A 17,345-nucleotide genomic window follows, 5' to 3' on the forward strand; every position below is an offset into this window, starting at 1 on the left:
CTCCAGGGCGAGCGCTACCGGCTACCGGTCGGGCCGGGCGCGCGCCTTGCGCCGGTAGGCGCCCGGGGTCTCGCCCATGTGGCGCCTGAAGGCCTTCACGAACGCGCCGTCGGTGGCGTACCCCACGGCGCCCGCCACCGACGCCATGCTCGCGGCCTCGTCGGCGAGCATCTCGGCGGCGCGGTGCATGCGCCAGCGCGTCAGGTACTCGAGCGGAGCGACGCCGAGCGCCCCCTTGAAGCGTGCGGCGAAGGCCGAGCGCGACACGCCCGCGGCGCGCGCGAGCGCCTCGACCGTCCACGGGTCGGCGGGCCGCTCGTGCATCCGCTGCAAGGCGACGCCGAGGGAGGGGTCCCAGAGCGCTCGAAGCCAGCCCGGTTGCTCGCACGTGACGCCCGCGACATGGGTGCGCAGCGCCTGCACGAACAGCACGTCGGCCAGGCGGCCCGCGACGAGCTCGTAGCCGGGCATCTCCGCGTCCATCTCGGCGGCGACGAACTGCAATGTCGACTCGATCCACCGCGTCGCGACGCCGCCGTCGCCCTGCACGTGAATGAGCTCGGGCAGGCTCGCGAGGAGCGGGTTCAGGCGCGCGTCGGTGAAGTGAAGGCCGCCCGCGACGATCGTCGTCGGCGCCCCATCGCCGCCGTAGTGCACGATGCCCCCGCATCGGCCCCCGCGCTGCGCATACACCACCTCGGGCGAGACGGCGCGCGAGCCGGGGCGGTCGCGCAGCGCATGCGCGAGCCGGGCGCGCAAGAAGACGACGTCGCCGGGCGCCAGCGTCAGGCGGCGCCCGCCCGCGTCGAGCACGCAGCCGCCCCGCGAGAGCGCGTAAAACGTCGTCACGTCGTGCGCGTCGATCCGCATGCCCCAGGGCGCCTTCAGCTCGAGCCGACCGTAGATCTGGCTCTGCAGCTGGACGCTGCGGAGCGCCTCCGTCAGGACGTCCATGCATCTTCCTCTCTGGACGATCGAACCATTTCTATGGACGATACAGCGCTGTTCGTCTCTTCGCGAGCCCTTATCGTGGAGCGCGTGGGGGCCGGCGCTGCGGCGCCACGGGGCCGACCCACGCGCGAAGGGAGACCCAGTCATGACCACGAAGGAGAGGCTCGTCCTCGTCACCGGAGCTACCGGACAGCAGGGCGGCGGCGCGGCGCGAGCGCTGCTGTCGCGCGGCGTTCGCGTCCGTGCTCTCGTCAGAAATCCCCAGGGAGAGCCCGCCGCGGCGCTGCGCCGGCTCGGGGCAGAGGTCGTGGGCGGCGACCTGGGCGACCGCGCCTCGCTCGAGGCCGCGGCCCGGGGGGCGGACGCCGTCTTCAGCGTGCAGCCGAGCGAGGGGCAACCGCAGTACGGCGTCACGTCGGAGGACGAGGCGCGCTTCGGCAAGAACGTCGCCGACGCCGCGCGCGCGGCGAGGGTCCGGCACCTTGTGTACACCTCGATGGCCGGCCTCGAGCCGGGCACGGGAGTCGGCCACTTCGAGAGCAAGTGGCAGATCGAGACGTACGTTCGCTCGCTCGACGTGCCCTTCACCATCCTGCGCCCGGGGGCGTTCTTCGAGCTGCTCACCCAGCCGCAGTTCTACGCGGCGCCGGGGAAGTTCACGTTCTTCTACCCGCCGGAGCACCGTATCCCCTTCATCGCGGCCGAGGACATCGGCGCGATCGCGGCCGCGGTCCTCGCGGCGCCCGACGCCTTCGCAGGCCGAACCCTCGAGCTCGGCGGCGACGTGCTCACCGGCGTCGAGACGGCGGCCGCGCTCGGGCGCGCGACGGGGCAGCCGCTCGCCTATGCGCGCTTTCCGGCCGAGGCCCTGCGCGAAAATACCCTGTTCGAGCGCATCGTCGAGGCCGCGCTCAAGCTCCGCGTCGACATCGACGTCGCCTCGCTCCGCGCGCTTCACCCGACGCTGAAGACGCTCGCGACCTGGCTCGAAGAAGGGGGCGCCGCGCGCATTCCCGTCACGTCGCGCAGCGGCGCGCAATGAGCATCGGGCCTCGGTAGGGCCGAGCTCGGCGGGCCAATGATCCGGCCGCCCACGGCCTCAGGGACGAGCCTTGGGCACCCGGAAATAGCCCTCAGTCCCTCGCTACCACCGGTCGTCGGAGTCGTCGTCGTCCGACCCCCTGCCCCGATCGTCGTCCTCGAACACCAGCCTTCCAATCACCACCTGGCGCACCGCCGCGGGATAATAGGCCGTGACGGCGGCCGTGCTCCAGGTGTGCCCGACGATGGTGTCCGAGGTGTTCGTATAGAGCCGCATCGTCCCGTAGCCGGCGCCGGAGGCCCCCCGGCCGCTCGACGCGTACCTGGAGTCGGACGAGCCGTGGTGCGTGCTCGTCGAGTCGACGATGCTCACCTCGAACTGGAATGTGCCCGCGACGAGGGGGCTGACGGGTAGCTTCGCCCTCGGCGCCCGGCGGAGGATCGCGACGTGCCCGGTCGACGACTCGCCAGCGGGGTAGCGGATGGCGATGATGTCGGCGGCGCGCGCGTCCCTGGGGTCGTGGATCCTCTTGAATCCATTCTCCTCGACGATGGCGTCGTAGTAGGCGGCCGCGCTCGGGCTCCGGCTGCCCAGCCAGTCGTTCAGCGATGCTTCGGTGAACCCGTAGCCCCGCTTGAGCAGCTCGGTCAGGAAGGTGGCGCACTGCGTCCGGTTCGCGTAGCGGCGCGCGCCGGCCACGCCAGCCCAGCTGATGAAGCTGGGGCTCGAGTTGTATTCGTTGTTCTCCGAGCTGACGTTGTCCACGAGGCTCTCCGCCCACCTGAGATGGTCGACGTGATGCGCAGCCGCGGTGCGCGGCGAAATCCACACGAGCCCCGGAAGGACGAGACAAGCGATCTCCAGCATACGACGACGAACGCTCGCCATGATCCACCTTGGAATGCAATGAGTTGCTCGAACTGGCGCGTCGCACTCAGCGCGCGGATTCCCGTGATGTATTAAGTACGATCGAGAGGCGCCGTTCAATACAAATTTGCAGCACAATCATCTTTGGGAGTCGCTTGTCCCACAGGCGCACAGACGGACAGGCATCCTCTCGCGCCGTGCGCCTCGCGGGGCGGACGGTGACGCGATAGCCAGCGCGGCGCGGGTGAGCTGCGCGAGGACGGAAGGAAGGGCGACGAGCGTAATGGGGGCAACGAGCGAAGCCGAGGCAACCGACGTGACCGACGTAACCAACGCGACCAACAACCAGCGGGCCAGTGCGCCGTAACCCCGCGACAAACCGGGGCACGCGCTTGCGTCGATCGAAATCGGTCGATTTCGAATGAGTGGCTGTGTTAACCTGGCCTGTTGTTCCGAGGCCCGGGTGGCCCAGGAGAAGGCTCGGGGAGGGGCGTGTCGGACCTGGAGCGACGGGCAGGCGGCCTCGGTCGGCCGCCAGCCGGTCACTTCGACTTGATGCGGAACTCCACGCGCCGGTTCATGGCGCGGCAGCCCTCGTCGTTCGTGAAGCAGAGAGGCGCGCCGGCGCCGTAGCCCGGCGCCGTCATCGGCGTCGCGACGCCGTGCTGGACGAGGTAGCGGACCACGGCGTTCGCGCGGCGCTCGGACAGCTTGATGTTGTGATCCACGCTGCCCTGGTTGTCCGTGTGCCCCTCGACCGTGAGCGCGGTGATCTCCGGGTGCGTCCGCAGGATGTTCGCCACCGCATCGAGGACCGAGAACGACTCCGGCCGGATCTCGTCCTTGTCGAGGTCGTAGAAGATCGGCCGGGCGATCTTGATGCGATCCCCCTCGATGACCGCCTCGGCAGGCGCCGCCGGCTGGACGACCACCGGAGGAGGAGGAGGCGGCGGCGCCGCGCTCGCCGCCACCGACATCTCGGTCTTCGCCGACCCGCACCCCGCCGCAAGGGCGCCCAGGACCACAAGCCAGATCGCTCGGTTCGCTCGCATTTCGCGGCTCTAGCACGGGGAATCGCCCGGAAGAACCGGAAGAAGCGCGCGGGCGCGCGCGAGCCGGCGCGGCGGCGCGCCGGACCTGCGGAATGCGCCGCGACGATCCAGTATCGTTGCTGCGCGCACGCATGTCCGCCCCCGCGAAGAGCTCGAGCCTGATCGTCGGAATCGACCTCGGCACCACGCACACCGTGGTTGCGTGGGCCGAGCGCGACGCCGATCCCGGCGCGATCCGCGTCTTCTCGATCCCGCAGCTCGTGACGGCCACCGAGATCGAGGCGCGCCCGCTGCTGCCGTCGCTGCTCTACGCGCCCCTCCCCGGCGAGGCGCCGGCCGATCCGTTCGGCGACGCGCCCTTCGCGATCGGCGAGCACGCGCGCCGGCGCGGCGGCGAGATCCCCGGGCGGCTCATCGCCTCGGCGAAGAGCTGGCTCTGCCACCCAGCCGTCGACCGCACGGCGCCCATCCTGCCATGGGGCGCGGCCGAGGACGCGGCCTCCCTGCCGCGCGTCTCGCCGCTCGACGCGAGCGCCCGGATCCTCGCCCACGTGCGGCGCACCTGGGACGACGCCTTCCCGGAGCGCCCGCTCGCGGCGCAGGAGGTCGTGCTCACCGTGCCGGCCTCGTTCGACGAGGTCGCGCGCGAGCTCACCGTCGAGGCCGCCCGCCGCGCCGGCCTCTCGGCGCGCCTCCTCGAGGAGCCGCAGGCCGCGTTCTACGACTTCATGCGGCTCGCCGGCGCCGAGGGCCTCGACGCCCTGCTCGCCCGCTCGGGCGGCGAGGCGATGGTCCTCGTCTGCGACGTCGGGGGCGGCACGACCGATCTGTCGCTCATCCGGGTGGCCCAGGGCGCTGGCGCGGCCAGGGGCCGCCCCGAGGTCTCGCGCGTCGCGGTCGGCCACCACCTCTTGCTCGGCGGCGACAACATGGACCTGGCGCTCGCCCACCTCTGCGAGCCGCGCCTCGTGGGCGCAGGGGAGAAGCTCGACCCGGCGCGCTTCGGGCAGCTCGTGCTGGCCTGCCGCGCCGCCAAGGAGCGCCTGCTCGCCGGCGGCGCGTCGTCGGGCGGCGCCGGCAGCGCCGCGTCGTCCGGCGGCGCCGGCGCGGCGCTGCCGGCGCCGCCGGACGACGCGCCGGTCACCGTGCTCTCGCACGGCGCGCGGCTCGTGGGCGGCGCGCTGACGACGCGCCTCGGCCGCGAGGAGGTCGAGGGCGTCGTGCTGGACGGCTTTTTCCCGGAGGCGCCGCGGGACGCCCGGCCGCAGCGCGGGCGGAGCGGGCTCGTCGCGTTCGGCCTGCCCTACGAGCGGGACGTCGCGATCACCCGGCACGTGGCCTGGTTCTTCGCGCGCCACGCCCCCGAGGCGCGAGGGCCGACCGCGCTGCTCCTGAACGGCGGCGTGTTCCGCGCCCGCCGCGTCGCGGAGCGCCTCGCGCAGGTCGTCGAGCGCTGGGGCGGCCCGCCGCTCGATCTGCTCCCGCACGCCGATCCCGACCTCGCGGTGGCGCGGGGTGCGGTCGCCTACGGCCTCGCCCTCGCGGGCCGCGGCGTGCGCATCGAGGGGGGCGCGGCGCGCGGCTACTACGTCGGCCTCGAGCCGCCGGCCGCCGGGGGGCCGCGGCCGGCGGTCTGCGTCGTGCCGCGCGGCGCGAAGGAGGGCAGCGTCCACGCGGCGGCCGGGCGGACGTTCGCGCTCGTCGTGGGGCGCCCGGTGCGGTTCGACCTGTTCGCGTCGGACGACGCGCGCGCCGATCGCGCGGGCGACCTCGTCCCCCTCGAGGACGACCGGTTCGAGGCGCTGCCGCCGATCGCTGTGGCGTTCGACGCGGGGGACGCGGCGCGCGCCGCGACCGGAAAGCAGGCGGAGGTGCGGGTGCAGATCGAGGGGGAGCTCACCGCGATTGGCACCCTGGACCTCGCCTGCGTCGAGGTGGACGCCGCGGCGCCGCGCCGATTCCGGCTGGCGTTCCAGCTGCGCGAGGACGGCCGCGGCGCGCGCGCGGCCGAGGCCGCGGGAAGCGCGCCGGACGGCGCCCCGGCGGAGCGGGCGCAGGCGAGGCCTCACGCCGCGGCGACGCCGGGCGGCAAGCGCCTCGACGAGGCCCGGGAGGCGATCGAGCGGGTGTTCGGCAAGGGGCGGCCCGACGTGGCGCCGCGGGAGGCGAAGAACCTCGTGCGCGAGCTCGAGCGCATCCTCGGGGAGCGCGCCGCCTGGACGACGGAGACCGCGCGGGCGCTGCTCGACACCCTCGTCCCGAGCGCGCGCTCGCGGCGGCGCTCGGCCGATCACGAGCGCGTGTTCTGGTCGCTCGCCGGCTACTGCCTCCGCCCCGGGTTCGGCGACGCGGGCGACCCGGCGCGCGTCGCCGCGCTCGCGCCGCTCTTCGCCGAGCGGCTGGCGTTCCCGCAGGAGGCGCGCTCCTGGCAGCAGTTCTGGATCGCCTGGCGCCGCATCGCGGGCGGCCTCGACGAGCCGCTGCAGGTCGCGATCCGGGATCTGGCGGATCCGTTCCTGGCCCCGGCCGAGCAGCGGCTGAAGAAGCCGAAAGGCGTGAAGCCGGAGGCGCTCGACGATCTGCTCGAGCTCTGCGCGTCGCTGGAGCGCGTGCCCGCCGGCCGGCGGAGCGAGCTCGGCGCGTGGATCCTGGAGCGCACGTGGACCGACCGCGACGCGCGGCTCTGGGCGGCGATCGGCCGCCTCGGCGCGCGCGTGCCGGCCTACGCGAGCGTCCACCATGTGGTGTCGCCGGCGGCGGCCGAGCGGTGGCTCGACCACCTGCTGCGCGAGAAGTGGCAGGAGCTGCCGTCCGCGGCGCCGGCCGCGGTGCAGCTCGCGCGCAGGACCGGGGACCGGGCGCGCGACGTCTCGGACCGGGTCCGCGGCGAGGTGGAGCGGCGGCTCGTCAAGGCGGGCGCGCCCGAGGCGTGGCTCAAGGCGGTGCGCGAGGTGGTGGCCGTCGAGGAGTCCGAGCGCGCGGCGTTCTTTGGAGAGGGGCTGCCGGTGGGGCTGCGGCTCGTGGGAGAGTAGGGAAAGCGCTTCTGCACGCTTCGAGATCGACTGACGGTCTCACTTCCAGAGAGAGCAGGCGCGGTCCACGCACCCGCAGGCCGCCTCCGGGCTCAGGCGGTCACATGTCGAGATCCGTCGCCCGGAGGGAGATCATGAAAGAGATCGGCGCCGCAAGGGTCAGCGCCGAAGTCGGCGCCCGAACCTGCGCTCCGCTCTACTCGCCGGAAGCCGCCTCGATGCAGGCCTCGAGCTCCGGCGTCGCCCGCCAGCCGCACTCGCCCGACGCGCCCCGCTCGCACACGCTGTGCTCCTTGTAACACGCGTACTCCTCGAGCCACTCGCACGTGGTGACGACGTCCAGATCCTTGTCCGCGCAGATCTGACCGCTGCAGCCCGTCACCTTGCACGGCGCAGGCTCGTCGCCGCCAAGGCACGCCTCGAGCTCCGGCGTCGCCCGCCAGCCGCACTCGCCCGACGCGCCCCGCTCGCACACGCCGTGCGCCTTGTAACACGCATATTCCTCCCGGTACTCACACGTCGTGGCCACCTCCTCATCGGCGCAGACCTGGCCGCTGCAGCCGGTCACCTTGCACGGGGCAGGCTTGTCGCCGCCGAGGCACGCCTCGAGCTCCGGCGTCGCGCGCCAGCCGCACTCGCCCGACGCGCCCCGCTCGCATACGCCGTGCTCCTCGTAACACGCGTACTCCTCGCGCCACTCGCAGGTCGTGACCACCTCCTCATCGGCGTCGGCGCAGACCTGACCGCTGCAGCCGGTCACCACGCACGGGGCAGGCTCGTCGCCGCCGAGGCACGCCTCGAGCTCCGGTGTCGCGCGCCAGCCGCACTCGCCCGACGCGCCCCGCTCGCACACGCCGTGCTCCTTGTAACACGCGTATTCCTCGCGCCACTCGCAGGTCGTGACCACGTCCTCATCGGCATCGGCGCAGACCTGACCGCTGCAGCCGGTCACCTTGCACGAGGCCGGCTCGCCGCCCGCCACCCCGCCTCCCCCAGGGCCAGCTCCCCCGCCCTCGATCGGGCCCTGACAGCCTTTGCCCTTGGCGCCGGTGAGCAAAGGTACGAAGAGCATGAGCATCGCAACGACGAGCCGGTGACGTTTGCTGAAAAGATCCATCATCAAGCCTCCTATCAAGAGATAGACTGACCGTGCCATTCGGCAGCCGCAGGCGCCAGGGTTCATACTTCGTGCCAAGCGCGGCGCCGACGCCCGCACGCATCCCTGCGCGCAGGCGCGATGCTCCCTCGGTGACGAACAGATGCCCACAAGCGGTGTGAGCCGCCTCCTGGTCATGAGAGCTCACCCCGAGATCGGGGCATCGAACAGCGCCACGGCGCACGCCTTGCGGGCAGGTCCCTGACCGCCGGCGGCCCGCCGGTCGCACACTCTGGCACAAGCCGCGGGAATACACGCAAATTCCTTGGCTTTTTCGTGGGGTTCTGCATGGCCCACGGCTTGCTAAGTGCGCCGGGCACGGGACCTGAACAGTGCACGCGCACCGGCGCAGACATGACGCCCTGTGTCTCGTCCTCAACGAGGTGAACAATGACCTTCCTGTCCAGAACTTACGCCGGCTGGCTCGTCCTCGCGACGGCGGCGGCCTCGGCCGGACTCACCGGCTGCGGGAACGGCTCGACGGGGCCTTCCTCCGAAACCGGCTCGACCGATTTCATCTCTGACAACCCGAGGGCCGGCGGTGGAAGAGATACGGCCGAGGATGGTGGCGGCGTCGCAGCGGGCACCGGCGGCGACGGCGCCCCGACCGCGCCCCCGGCCGATGGCGACGCCGAGCGCGCGATCACCGAGGCCGACATCATCCAGGTCAAGGACGGCAAGCTCTACGCGCTCTCGCAGTATTCGGGGCTCAGCATCATCGACATCTCCCGGCGCGACCGGCTGAGCCTCGTCGGGCGCTACCGGGCGAGCGGGATCCCCTTCGAGATGTACCTGCGCGACGGGGTCGTCTACGCGATGTTCTCGTCGTGGACTCAATACATCTACGACGCGGCCACCGGCTCATACTCCTATGAGCAATCGAGCCACATCGAGGCGCTCGACGTCTCCGACCCGGCGGATATCGAGCAGATCGGCTCGTTCGACCTGCCGGGCGCCATCTCCGACTCGCGCATCGTCGGCGACGTGCTCTATACCGTCACGTTCGAGGATGGCGGTTGCTGGGGGTGCAAGGAATCGCGGAACACCACGGTCACCTCCCTGGCCGTCGGCGACCCAGCCCATATCGCCGTGGTCGATCAGCTGAGCTACGACGACGACCCCAACGACTACGGGTGGCAGCGCAGCGTGAGCGTCACCCAGGACCGCATGTACATCGCCGGCATCGAGTGGGACGGCACCGACGAGGGGCACTCCACCATCCAGGTCGTCGACATCTCCGACCCCGGCGGCGCGCTCGTCGAGGGCGCGAGCGTCGAGGCCGTCGGCCAGATCCAGAGCCGCTGGCAGATGGACGAGCACGAGGGCGTCCTCCGCGTCGTCAGCCAGCCCGGCATCTGGCGGACCAACGCGCTGCCCGGCGTCCAGACCTTCACCGTCGCGTCCTCGCAAGAGCTCACGCCCCTCGGCTTCACCGAGCTCACCCTGCCCAAGCCCGAGACGCTGCGCTCCGTCCGCTTCGACGGCGACCGCGCCTACGCGATCACGGCGGAGCAGACCGACCCGCTCTTCACCATCGACCTCAGCGACCCGGAGCACCCCGCCCAGGTCGGCGAGCTCGAGATGCCCGGCTGGGTCTACCACATGGAGCCGCGCGGCGACCGGCTGCTCGCCCTCGGCTTCGACAACGCCGCCACCGACGGCTCGCTCCACGTCTCCCTCTTCGACGTCTCCGATCTCGCGAAGCCCACGATGCTGAAGCGCGTCCATTTCGGCGGCGACTGGGCGAGCTTCGCCGAGGACCAGGACCGGATCCACAAGGCCTTCACCATCCTCGACGATCTCGGCACCCTCCTCGTGCCGTACAGCGGCTGGGACATCGCCGAGGGCAAGGGCTGCGGCTCGTACAAGAGCGGCGTCCAGCTGATCGACTTCACGGCCGACACGCTCACGAAGCGCGGCTCCGCCCCGGCGCGCGGCCAGGCGCGCCGCGCGTTCGTCCATGACACGCGGCTCTTCGCCGTCTCCGACCAGGAGGTCGGGACGTTCAACATCGATGATCGCGACGCCCCGGTCGAGGCCGCCGACCTGGCCCTGGCGACGGTCGTCAGCAACACGGTGGCCACCGGAGATCTCGTGGTCCGCATGGGCGCGGACTGGTGGACGCAGGCCGCAGAGCTCGATGTCGTGTACGCCGCGGAGCCGGGGCGAGCCGAGCCGATCGGGAAGCTCGACCTCGCGACGCTGGCCGCCGGATCGACGGACGACTGCTATGGATCCGGCCTCTCCAGCGCGCAGCTCTTCGCGCACGGGCAATTCGCCTACCTGCTCTGGCCCTCGTACGCGGACTCGACGAAGACGAGCCTCGCCGTCATCGACCTCACGAACCCCCAAGCCCCTCGGATCGCGAGCCAGCGCGATCTGCCGTTCAACAGCAACGCGCTCTACTATTACGGGTACTACGGCAGGATCGTCTCCGCCGGCAGCGCCGTGGTCCAGGCAGGGAGCACGCTCGTGCTCCGCAATGTCCAGGAAGAGTACTACTACTACGAGGACGGCAGCGCGCAGCCGCAGCCCCGTGATCCGTCGCTCGAGATCATCGACCTCTCGAACCCGTCGAGCCCGACGCACCGCTCGCTGCCCCTGCCCGACGGCGGCGGCTACACGGGCCTGCAGGTCGACGGCACCACCGTGCTGACGTCGCACTGGGTGCCGCTGCCGAACGACCCCTCCAGGGCGCGCTTCTACCTCGACCGCATCGATGTGGCCGATCCCTCCTCGCCGGTCGTGCGGACGTCGGTCAATGTGCCCGGCTCGCTGCTCGCCTTCGATGGCGCGTTGAACCGCGCGCTCACGGTCGACTACGAGGCGGTCGAGATCCAGGTCGCGAAATACCAGGAGTGCTACAGCGCGTTCAGCTACACCGCTGAATTCGTGCCGGCGAACCAGGAGAATTATGAGGGGCCCGGCGTCTGCCGCGGGACGCGCCACACCCTCAAGCTGCTCGACGTCGGCAGCGCGAGCGCGCGCCTCCGGGACGAGCACACGCTCGACGACGACACCCGCGTGGACCAGGTGTTCGTGGGCGATGACCGCGTGTTCATGTACACGTCCGGGTACTTCGCCGTGGGCGACGCGGTGGGCGGGGGCGCGTACTCGTCCGGGATCCTCGTGGCCAGCGGGCTCGTGGAAGGCAGCATCGATGTCGCGATGCAGGAGCTCTCGGCCCCCGACGCCGGCTGGCCGCGCGCCGTGGACGGGACGCGCCTCCTCCTCGCCGGCTACAGCCCGCCCGCGCTCTCGGTGCTCGACGCGGCCGACCTCGACGAGCTGACGCTCGAAACGAAGGGCGAGCTCTCGTCGTACGCCTCGCAGGTGACGATCTCCGGCGACACGGCGCTCTGCGCGCTCTGGTACCACGGGCTCGACGTCGTCGACATCGGCGACTGATCCGCGCGCCGCCCCTTCGCCCCGCGCGGCTCGTCACGGGCAGCGCGGCGAAGGCGCCGCCCGGCCGCTACCCTCCCCCGTAGATCTGCCCGATCTTCTGCACCGAATCCCACACGTACACGCAGCCCGAGGTCAGCAGGAGCCCGGGCAGGATCACCGCCGACCAGGCGAGCGAGAGCCGCGCGCTCGGCGAAGGGCGCTCCGTCTCCACCAGCGCGGCGCGGGCGAGGCGCCGGACCGCGTCGGCCCGGGCCGGATCGAGCGGGGCGACCTCCGGCAGCTCGGCGAGGCCCCTCGCCAGCGGATCCTCTCCTGAGAACGGCTTCATCGAGAACCTCTCCGCGCGTGTCTATCCACAGCGTCCGTCGCGTCCGCGGCGGAGATCGGGGTCGTCGATCCCCGCCGGGGCCGCTCAGCATTTCGCCTTTCGAGGTGGGCCGCAAGCTCGGCGCGGGCGCGCGACAGGCGCTTGCGCGCGGCGTCCTCGCGGATGCCGAGCACCAGGGCGACCTGCGCCGAGTCGAGCCCCTCGACGGCCCCGAGGAGCAACACCTCGCGGTGCACCGCCGCGAGCTCGCGGAGCGCCGCCTCCAGCGCCGCCACGTCGGCTCGGGCGTCCGCCGCGCCCTCGGGCTCGGGCGCAGCCGGCGCGGGCTCGCGGGAGAACAGCGCGGCGCGGGCGAGGTCGAGCAAGGCGGAGCGGCGGTGGCTCCGGTAGCGGTTCCTGGCGATCGTGAACAGCCACGCGGCGAGATCCGTGTCCTCGGCGAGCCGGCCGGCGTGGCGCGCGACGGCGAGCCAGGTGTCCTGGAACAGGTCCTCGGCGACGTCGCGCCGGCCGGAGAGGCGCACGAGGAAGCTGAAGATCCGGGCGTTATAGCGCGCGTAGAGCGCGTCGAAGGCGCGCGGATCGCGGCGCCTCAGGCGAGCCGCGAGCTCGGCGTCGGACGGAGCTGCTGCGCCCTCCCTCTCCACGCCGGCATAACGCGCGAGCGCCGCGGGCGTGACAAGGAAGTTTTCCTGTCACGGGATCCGCGGCGCCGCGTTGGGGCTCGTGAAGGCCGGCGCACACGGCGGCGGCGACGACGACACGCGGCAGGCAGAGAAGAGCAGACGAGAGGGAGACACCGATGTTCGATTTCTTCGTCGAGGGCGGCTGGGGGATGTGGCCTATCCTGGTCTTCGGGATGGTCACGGTCGGCGCGGGGCTGCAGTTCGCCCGGCGGCCGGAGCCCGGCAAGCTCGGGTTCATCGCGGCGATGGGGCTGACGACGCTCGTCGCGACGATCCACGCGACGTGGATCGACCTCGGCGCTGTGTTCAGCTACCTGTCCGACCCGGCGAAGGTGCCGGACGGCGAGCTCGCGCGCGTGCTCGTCGTGGGGCTGAAGGAGAGCACGCGGCCCGGGTCGCTCGGCGGCTTGCTGCTCGCCATCGCGTGCCTGCTCTCGGCGGTGGGCGTCCTGCGCGCCGGCCGGGCGCCGGCGGACGGCGGCGCGCGCCGCGGCGAGCCGCGCGACGCGCATTCATGAGCGCCGGCCGCGCGGCCGCGAGGGCTCCCGCACCCGGCGGAGAGGGCGGGCGGGAGCGCGGCGGCGGGTCCCGCCCGACGCCCGCGCTTGGCGCCGGGGCCCGGGTGCGGCACACAAGGTCCATGGGCAGAGCCGAGCTCGCGCAGCTGATCGATCGCGAAGGCCTCGACGCCTCGGATGGCTCGCGAGGCCGCCTCGCGATCGCCGTCCCGGCGGCGTGGGCGCGCGACGGCGCGGACATCGAGGTCGCCGTGCCCGCCCGCGTCACCTGCGCCCGCTGCGACGGCGGCGGCTGCGACAGCTGCGCCCGGAGCGGCGCCCACCGCGCCCCGACGGAGGTCGCCGCGAGGACGCTGCGGCTCCGGCTCCCCCCCGATCTCAGCGGCGGCGTGACGCTCCGCCTCGTGCGCCCGTTCGGCGAGCTCGCCCCGCTCGATCAGCTCCTCGTCGAGCTCCGCGAAGGCAGCGCGGCGTCGCCGGGCGTGCACCGCGTCACGCCGCCCCCGTCGGACGCGCTCGCGCGCCCCCCGAGCGCGAGCGGCGGGCGCTTCGGTGTGCTCGGCGCCGGGCTCGGCGCGCCGGCCCTCATCGCGACCCTCGCCGCGATCGCGGCGGTCCTGGGGCTCCTGTTCGGCCGCTGAGCGCGCAGGGAGTCGCTCGCTCCGCCCTCGGTCGACGCGAGCGAGCCCGGCTGGAGGCCCTCGCTGCCGTGCTTTGCTCATGCTAGCGAGAGGCCCGCGGACGCGCGCTGGAGTCGACCGCACCGCCACCGCCGCGGAGGGAGAGCAAGCACATGAGCCTCAGCGAGCCCATACGGGCCAGGATCGCCACCATCATCCGCGAGAGCGATGTCGTCCTGTTCATGAAGGGAACGCGCACCATGCCGCAGTGCGGGTTCTCCGCCGCGGTCGTGAGCATCCTCGACGAGCACCTCCCCGAGTACCAGACGGTGGACGTCCTCTCGGATGCCGCCCTGCGCGACGGCATCAAGGAGTTCTCGAGCTGGCCCACGATCCCGCAGCTCTACATCCGCGGCGAGTTCATCGGCGGCTGCGACATCGTGAAGGAGCTGCACGCGACCGGGGAGCTCGTGAAGGCGCTCGGGCTCGCGCATGGCGAGGGGCAGGCGCCGCCCACGCTCCGCGTGACCGCGGCGGCGCTCGCAGCGTTCGCGGCCGCGAAGGAGTCCGAGGCCGACTTCGTCCACATCGAGATCGACCCGTCCTACAACTACGGTCTTTATTTTGGACCGCGGCAGGCAGGCGACATCGAGGCCCAGGCGGGCGGGGCGGTGTTCCTGCTCGACCGCGCGAGCGCGCGGCGCGCCGAGGGGCTGTCGATCGACTTCGTCGAGGGCCCCTCCGGCGGCGGCTTCAAGCTGGAGAGCCCGAACGAGCCGCCGAAGGTCAAACAGATCTCGTCGGCCGCGCTCAAGGCCTTGATGGACGGCGGCGAGGCGATCGAGCTGTTCGACGTCCGGACCGAGCAGGAGCGCAAGATCGCCAGGATCGAGGGGGCCCGTCACCTCGACCAGGCAGGGCAGCGGCACCTGGAGACGCTCGCGAAGGACGCGCGGATCGTCTTCCACTGCCACCACGGCGGCCGCAGCCAGGCGGCCGCCGAGCATTACCTCGCGAAGGGCTACAGGAACCTTTACAACCTCCAGGGCGGAATCGATGCGTGGTCGCAAGATGTCGACCCCTCGGTGCCGCGGTACTGAGCGCCTCGGCCAGAGGCACGCCCATGACGAGCAGCGGCACCCCCACGGCGAGAGACACGCAGGCATCGTGTCTCGGTAGAATTTTTCGACCACACCGTCCGACATGTGAGAGCCTTCAGGGCCGGCGTGGGATCATGTATGCGTAAGGTGTGGGTGCCGACGATCAGTCGACGATCAGGGCGTCCGACACCGAGCCGTCGGCGTCGCCGGAGGGGGCGACGCCTGGCCTGGTGGTCATCTTCGCCCGCGGCCAGCCTGCCTGCGCGCCGATCCCGCTCGAGGGCGGCGCGGTCGTGCTGGGCCGCGCAGCGGCGGACGACACGGTCGTCGTCGAGGACGAGCAGGTGTCGCGCCGGCACGCCCGCATCGCGCTGTCGGGCGACGGTCTCCGGATCACCGATCTCGGGAGCAGGAACGGCACCTTCGTCGATGGAGCGCAGATCGAGGATCAGGTCTTCTCGTCGCTCCCGCGCGTGATCCGGCTCGGGAGCACGCTGCTGCGCTTCACCGCGGACATCGAGCCGTTCCAGCGCGGCGGGGTCCTGGAGCACGAGGACGGGCTGGTCGGCCCCACGCTCAGGCAGGTCCGCGAGGCGATCCACCGCGCGGGGATGCGCGGGGATACCTTGCTGCTCACCGGGCCGAGCGGCTCGGGCAAGGAGCTCGCGGCGCGCGCCTACCACGCGGCGACGGGGCGGGGCGGCCCCTTCGTCGCCGTGAACTGCGCCGCGATCCCGGAGGGCCTCGCGGAGCGGCTGTTCTTCGGGGCGCGGCGCGGGGCCTACTCGGACGCGACCGCCGACGCCGAGGGCTATGTCCAGGCGGCTCACGGCGGCACGTTGTTCCTCGACGAGGTCGCGGAGCTCGATCCGTCGGTTCAGCCCAAGCTGCTCCGCGTCCTCGAGACCCGGGAGGTGGTCGCGCTCGGCGACACGCGCCCGCGCAAGGTGGAGTTCCGCCTGTGCGCGGCCACGTTGAAGGATCTCCAGGCCGAGGTCGCGGCGCGCCGGTTCCGGGACGACCTCTATTACCGGATCGGCCGGCCCGAGGTGAGGATCCCGTCGCTGACAGAGCGTCTCGAGGAGCTCCCCTGGCTGGCGGCGGCGGAGCTCAGGCGCACCGGCGCGCGGCTCGCGCCGGGCGCCAGCTTCCTGGAGTGCTGCGCGCTGCGCGCGTGGCCGGGCAACGTGCGGGAGCTGCTCTGCGAGGTGCGGCAGGCGGGCCTCGCGGCGCTCGCGGCCGGGCGCACCGTCGTGGAGGTGGCGGATCTCGCGCCGTCCGCGGGCCTCGACATCACGGAGGTCGCGAGGCGCACGCCGGCGCCGCCGGAGATGCGGCGGCTCGCCATCGAGACGGCCCTGCGGCGCGAGCAGGGGAACGTCACGCGCGCGGCGCGCTCGCTCGGGATGCACAGGAACCAGCTGCGCCGGTGGCTCGCCCGGCATGGCATCGACTCGGCGGCGTTCGCCGGCGCGGGCAAGCGCAAGAGCGGCGCCTCCCTCCCCACCGCCAAGGATGGCGAGCGCCACGAGCCCTCGTGACCGGCGGCGGATGAGCGGTTGAATCCGGCGGGCGACAACCTATGAAGATGGCCAGGGAGTCTTCATGAGCTCAGAGATCAGAACCACGGATCTATGCGATGAGCACCCGGACGTCCTGGTCGCCGATCCGATCTTCCGGGATTACGGCGGAGCTCGGCTGTTTCACGGGCGCATCACCACCGTGAAGGTGCATGAGGACAACGTGCTCGTCCGCAAGGCGCTCGAGGAGCCCGGCCAGGGGCGGGTGCTGGTCGTGGACGGAGGCGGCTCCCTCCGCTGCGCGCTCCTCGGAGACAACATCGCCGCCATGGCCCATCAGAACGGCTGGGCCGGTGTGATCGTCCACGGCTGCATCCGCGATGCGGAGGCGATCGCCCGCATCCCGATCGGCGTGAAGGCCCTCGCGACGCACCCGAGGAAGAGCGCCAAGAAGGGCGCGGGGGACCGCGACGTCGCCGTGACGTTCGCCGGGGTCACGTGGGTTCCTGGCGAGCTCGTCTATGCCGATCATGACGGCATCATCTGCGCGCAGAAGCAGCTTGCCTGAGAGCCCGAACGCGCGCTCGCGTCCGAGGTGGGGCAAAACGCACGTCCTTGGGCGCTTTCGCCACACATCGAGAGAAGGTCGCGCGGCGGCTGCGCCCAGCATCGATGGGCTCGGCTCCAGTCGGGACGCGTGAACTTCGCGCGCTGCGTCGAAGCGCGCCAACTGGCGCGGCCAATGCATCACCAGCGGAGGAGGAGCAATCAACACCTCGTAGAAACGGGAGGACAAGAATGAGCAACATCACGTCCGAACTGAAGAGCGATCTGAACAAGAGCCTGTCGTCGCTCCAGACCCTGCGCGACGAGATCCGCGTCAGGCTCCACCTTGCCGGCATGGATGCGAAGGACGCCTGGGACAAGCTGGAGCCCAAGCTCCTCGACGCCGAGAAGCTGGCCGAGGACGTCTCCGAGGCCTCGCGGAACGCGCTGCGCGAGATCGTGGAGAAGGTGAAGGAGTTCCGCTCGTCGCTCCCGTCCTGATCGCCGCGTCATCGCGGC

15 protein-coding genes are annotated in these 17,345 nt (G+C 72.1%); 9 read left to right on the forward strand and 6 right to left on the reverse strand.

The genetic code is table 11. The features are described 5' to 3' along the window. Window positions 1–21: 21 nt before the first annotated feature. Window positions 22–954 (reverse strand): AraC family transcriptional regulator, encoded by a 933-nt coding sequence (locus POL72_RS12545; RefSeq protein ID WP_272095396.1) that lies wholly within the window; start codon window positions 952–954, stop codon window positions 22–24. A 142-nt stretch (window positions 955–1,096) separates the two neighbouring features. Between POL72_RS12545 and POL72_RS12550 the strand changes: the two genes are divergently transcribed. Continuing rightward, on the forward strand, window positions 1,097–1,993 hold the full coding sequence (locus tag POL72_RS12550; RefSeq protein ID WP_272095397.1) for an NmrA family NAD(P)-binding protein: 897 nt from the start codon (window positions 1,097–1,099) through the stop codon (window positions 1,991–1,993). A 102-nt stretch (window positions 1,994–2,095) separates the two neighbouring features. On the opposite strand, the gene POL72_RS12555 is transcribed toward POL72_RS12550, so the two are convergent. Both POL72_RS12555 and POL72_RS12560 read right to left on the reverse strand, forming a co-directional pair. Then, on the reverse strand, window positions 2,096–2,758 hold the full coding sequence (locus POL72_RS12555; protein ID WP_272095398.1) for a hypothetical protein: 663 nt from the start codon (window positions 2,756–2,758) through the stop codon (window positions 2,096–2,098). Window positions 2,759–3,402: 644 nt separating this feature from the next. Beyond that, the gene (locus POL72_RS12560; RefSeq protein ID WP_272095399.1) at window positions 3,403–3,912 is read right to left on the reverse strand and encodes an OmpA family protein; all 510 of its coding nucleotides are present in this window, start codon (window positions 3,910–3,912) and stop codon (window positions 3,403–3,405) included. Between the two features lie 131 nt (window positions 3,913–4,043). Here POL72_RS12560 and POL72_RS12565 point away from each other — a divergent pair, with 131 nt between their 5' ends. Then, window positions 4,044–6,944, forward strand: a complete 2,901-nt coding sequence (locus POL72_RS12565; RefSeq protein WP_272095400.1) for an Hsp70 family protein — start codon at window positions 4,044–4,046, stop codon at window positions 6,942–6,944. 196 nt (window positions 6,945–7,140) lie between these two features. Here the strand turns inward: POL72_RS12565 and POL72_RS12570 are convergent, their stop codons facing one another. After that, entirely contained in the window at window positions 7,141–8,064 is a 924-nt protein-coding gene (locus tag POL72_RS12570) for a hypothetical protein (protein WP_272095401.1), read from the reverse strand. Window positions 8,065–8,490: 426 nt separating this feature from the next. On the opposite strand from POL72_RS12570, the gene POL72_RS12575 reads away from it, so the two are divergent. Further along, entirely contained in the window at window positions 8,491–11,508 is a 3,018-nt protein-coding gene (locus tag POL72_RS12575; protein ID WP_272095402.1) for a beta-propeller domain-containing protein, read from the forward strand. Window positions 11,509–11,575: 67 nt separating this feature from the next. Here POL72_RS12575 and POL72_RS12580 read toward each other — a convergent pair whose 3' ends face one another. Both POL72_RS12580 and POL72_RS12585 read right to left on the reverse strand, forming a co-directional pair. Beyond that, complete coding sequence (locus POL72_RS12580; RefSeq protein WP_272095403.1) at window positions 11,576–11,836, reverse strand: hypothetical protein; 261 nt, start codon at window positions 11,834–11,836, stop codon at window positions 11,576–11,578. Next, a complete protein-coding gene (locus tag POL72_RS12585; RefSeq protein WP_272095404.1) occupies window positions 11,833–12,483 on the reverse strand; it encodes an RNA polymerase sigma factor in 651 nt (216 codons plus the stop codon). The genes POL72_RS12580 and POL72_RS12585 overlap by 4 nt, the downstream gene beginning before the upstream one ends. Before the next feature lie 155 nt (window positions 12,484–12,638). On the opposite strand from POL72_RS12585, the gene POL72_RS12590 reads away from it, so the two are divergent. The 6 genes from POL72_RS12590 to POL72_RS12615 all read left to right on the forward strand — a co-directional run bounded on the left by POL72_RS12590 (window position 12,639) and on the right by POL72_RS12615 (window position 17,327). Continuing rightward, window positions 12,639–13,040 (forward strand): hypothetical protein, encoded by a 402-nt coding sequence (locus POL72_RS12590; protein ID WP_272095406.1) that lies wholly within the window; start codon window positions 12,639–12,641, stop codon window positions 13,038–13,040. A gap of 122 nt (window positions 13,041–13,162) precedes the next feature. Next, the gene (locus tag POL72_RS12595) at window positions 13,163–13,681 is read left to right on the forward strand and encodes a hypothetical protein (RefSeq protein ID WP_272095407.1); all 519 of its coding nucleotides are present in this window, start codon (window positions 13,163–13,165) and stop codon (window positions 13,679–13,681) included. A gap of 152 nt (window positions 13,682–13,833) precedes the next feature. Continuing rightward, on the forward strand, window positions 13,834–14,760 hold the full coding sequence (grxD, locus tag POL72_RS12600; RefSeq protein WP_272095408.1) for a Grx4 family monothiol glutaredoxin: 927 nt from the start codon (window positions 13,834–13,836) through the stop codon (window positions 14,758–14,760). Window positions 14,761–14,909: 149 nt separating this feature from the next. Continuing rightward, window positions 14,910–16,301: an FHA and sigma-54 interaction domain-containing protein gene (locus POL72_RS12605; RefSeq protein ID WP_272095410.1), complete on the forward strand. Its 1,392-nt coding sequence runs from the start codon at window positions 14,910–14,912 to the stop codon at window positions 16,299–16,301. A gap of 64 nt (window positions 16,302–16,365) precedes the next feature. After that, complete coding sequence (rraA, locus tag POL72_RS12610) at window positions 16,366–16,848, forward strand: ribonuclease E activity regulator RraA (protein ID WP_272095411.1); 483 nt, start codon at window positions 16,366–16,368, stop codon at window positions 16,846–16,848. A 230-nt stretch (window positions 16,849–17,078) separates the two neighbouring features. After that, window positions 17,079–17,327 carry a hypothetical protein gene (locus POL72_RS12615; protein WP_272095413.1) on the forward strand — a complete coding sequence of 83 codons (249 nt, stop codon included), beginning with the start codon at window positions 17,079–17,081 and terminating at the stop codon, window positions 17,325–17,327. Window positions 17,328–17,345: the final 18 nt, after the last annotated feature.

The organism is Sorangium aterium, from assembly GCF_028368935.1.
Taxonomy (GTDB): Bacteria; Myxococcota_A; Polyangia; order Polyangiales; family Polyangiaceae; genus Sorangium; species Sorangium atrum.

What these genes read in the sequence shown, in the direction of transcription:
- POL72_RS12565 (WP_272095400.1), top strand. Translation starts at nt 4,044, where the DNA reads ATGTCCGCCCCCGCGAAGAGCTCGAGCCTGATCGTCGGAATCGACCTC.
- POL72_RS12560 (WP_272095399.1), bottom strand. Translation starts at nt 3,912, where the DNA reads ATGCGAGCGAACCGAGCGATCTGGCTTGTGGTCCTGGGCGCCCTTGCG.
- POL72_RS12615 (WP_272095413.1), top strand. Translation starts at nt 17,079, where the DNA reads ATGAGCAACATCACGTCCGAACTGAAGAGCGATCTGAACAAGAGCCTG.
- POL72_RS12575 (WP_272095402.1), top strand. Translation starts at nt 8,491, where the DNA reads ATGACCTTCCTGTCCAGAACTTACGCCGGCTGGCTCGTCCTCGCGACG.
- POL72_RS12570 (WP_272095401.1), bottom strand. Translation starts at nt 8,064, where the DNA reads ATGATGGATCTTTTCAGCAAACGTCACCGGCTCGTCGTTGCGATGCTC.
- POL72_RS12545 (WP_272095396.1), bottom strand. Translation starts at nt 954, where the DNA reads ATGGACGTCCTGACGGAGGCGCTCCGCAGCGTCCAGCTGCAGAGCCAG.
- POL72_RS12590 (WP_272095406.1), top strand. Translation starts at nt 12,639, where the DNA reads ATGTTCGATTTCTTCGTCGAGGGCGGCTGGGGGATGTGGCCTATCCTG.
- grxD (WP_272095408.1), top strand. Translation starts at nt 13,834, where the DNA reads ATGAGCCTCAGCGAGCCCATACGGGCCAGGATCGCCACCATCATCCGC.
- rraA (WP_272095411.1), top strand. Translation starts at nt 16,366, where the DNA reads ATGAGCTCAGAGATCAGAACCACGGATCTATGCGATGAGCACCCGGAC.
- POL72_RS12550 (WP_272095397.1), top strand. Translation starts at nt 1,097, where the DNA reads ATGACCACGAAGGAGAGGCTCGTCCTCGTCACCGGAGCTACCGGACAG.
- POL72_RS12580 (WP_272095403.1), bottom strand. Translation starts at nt 11,836, where the DNA reads ATGAAGCCGTTCTCAGGAGAGGATCCGCTGGCGAGGGGCCTCGCCGAG.
- POL72_RS12595 (WP_272095407.1), top strand. Translation starts at nt 13,163, where the DNA reads ATGGGCAGAGCCGAGCTCGCGCAGCTGATCGATCGCGAAGGCCTCGAC.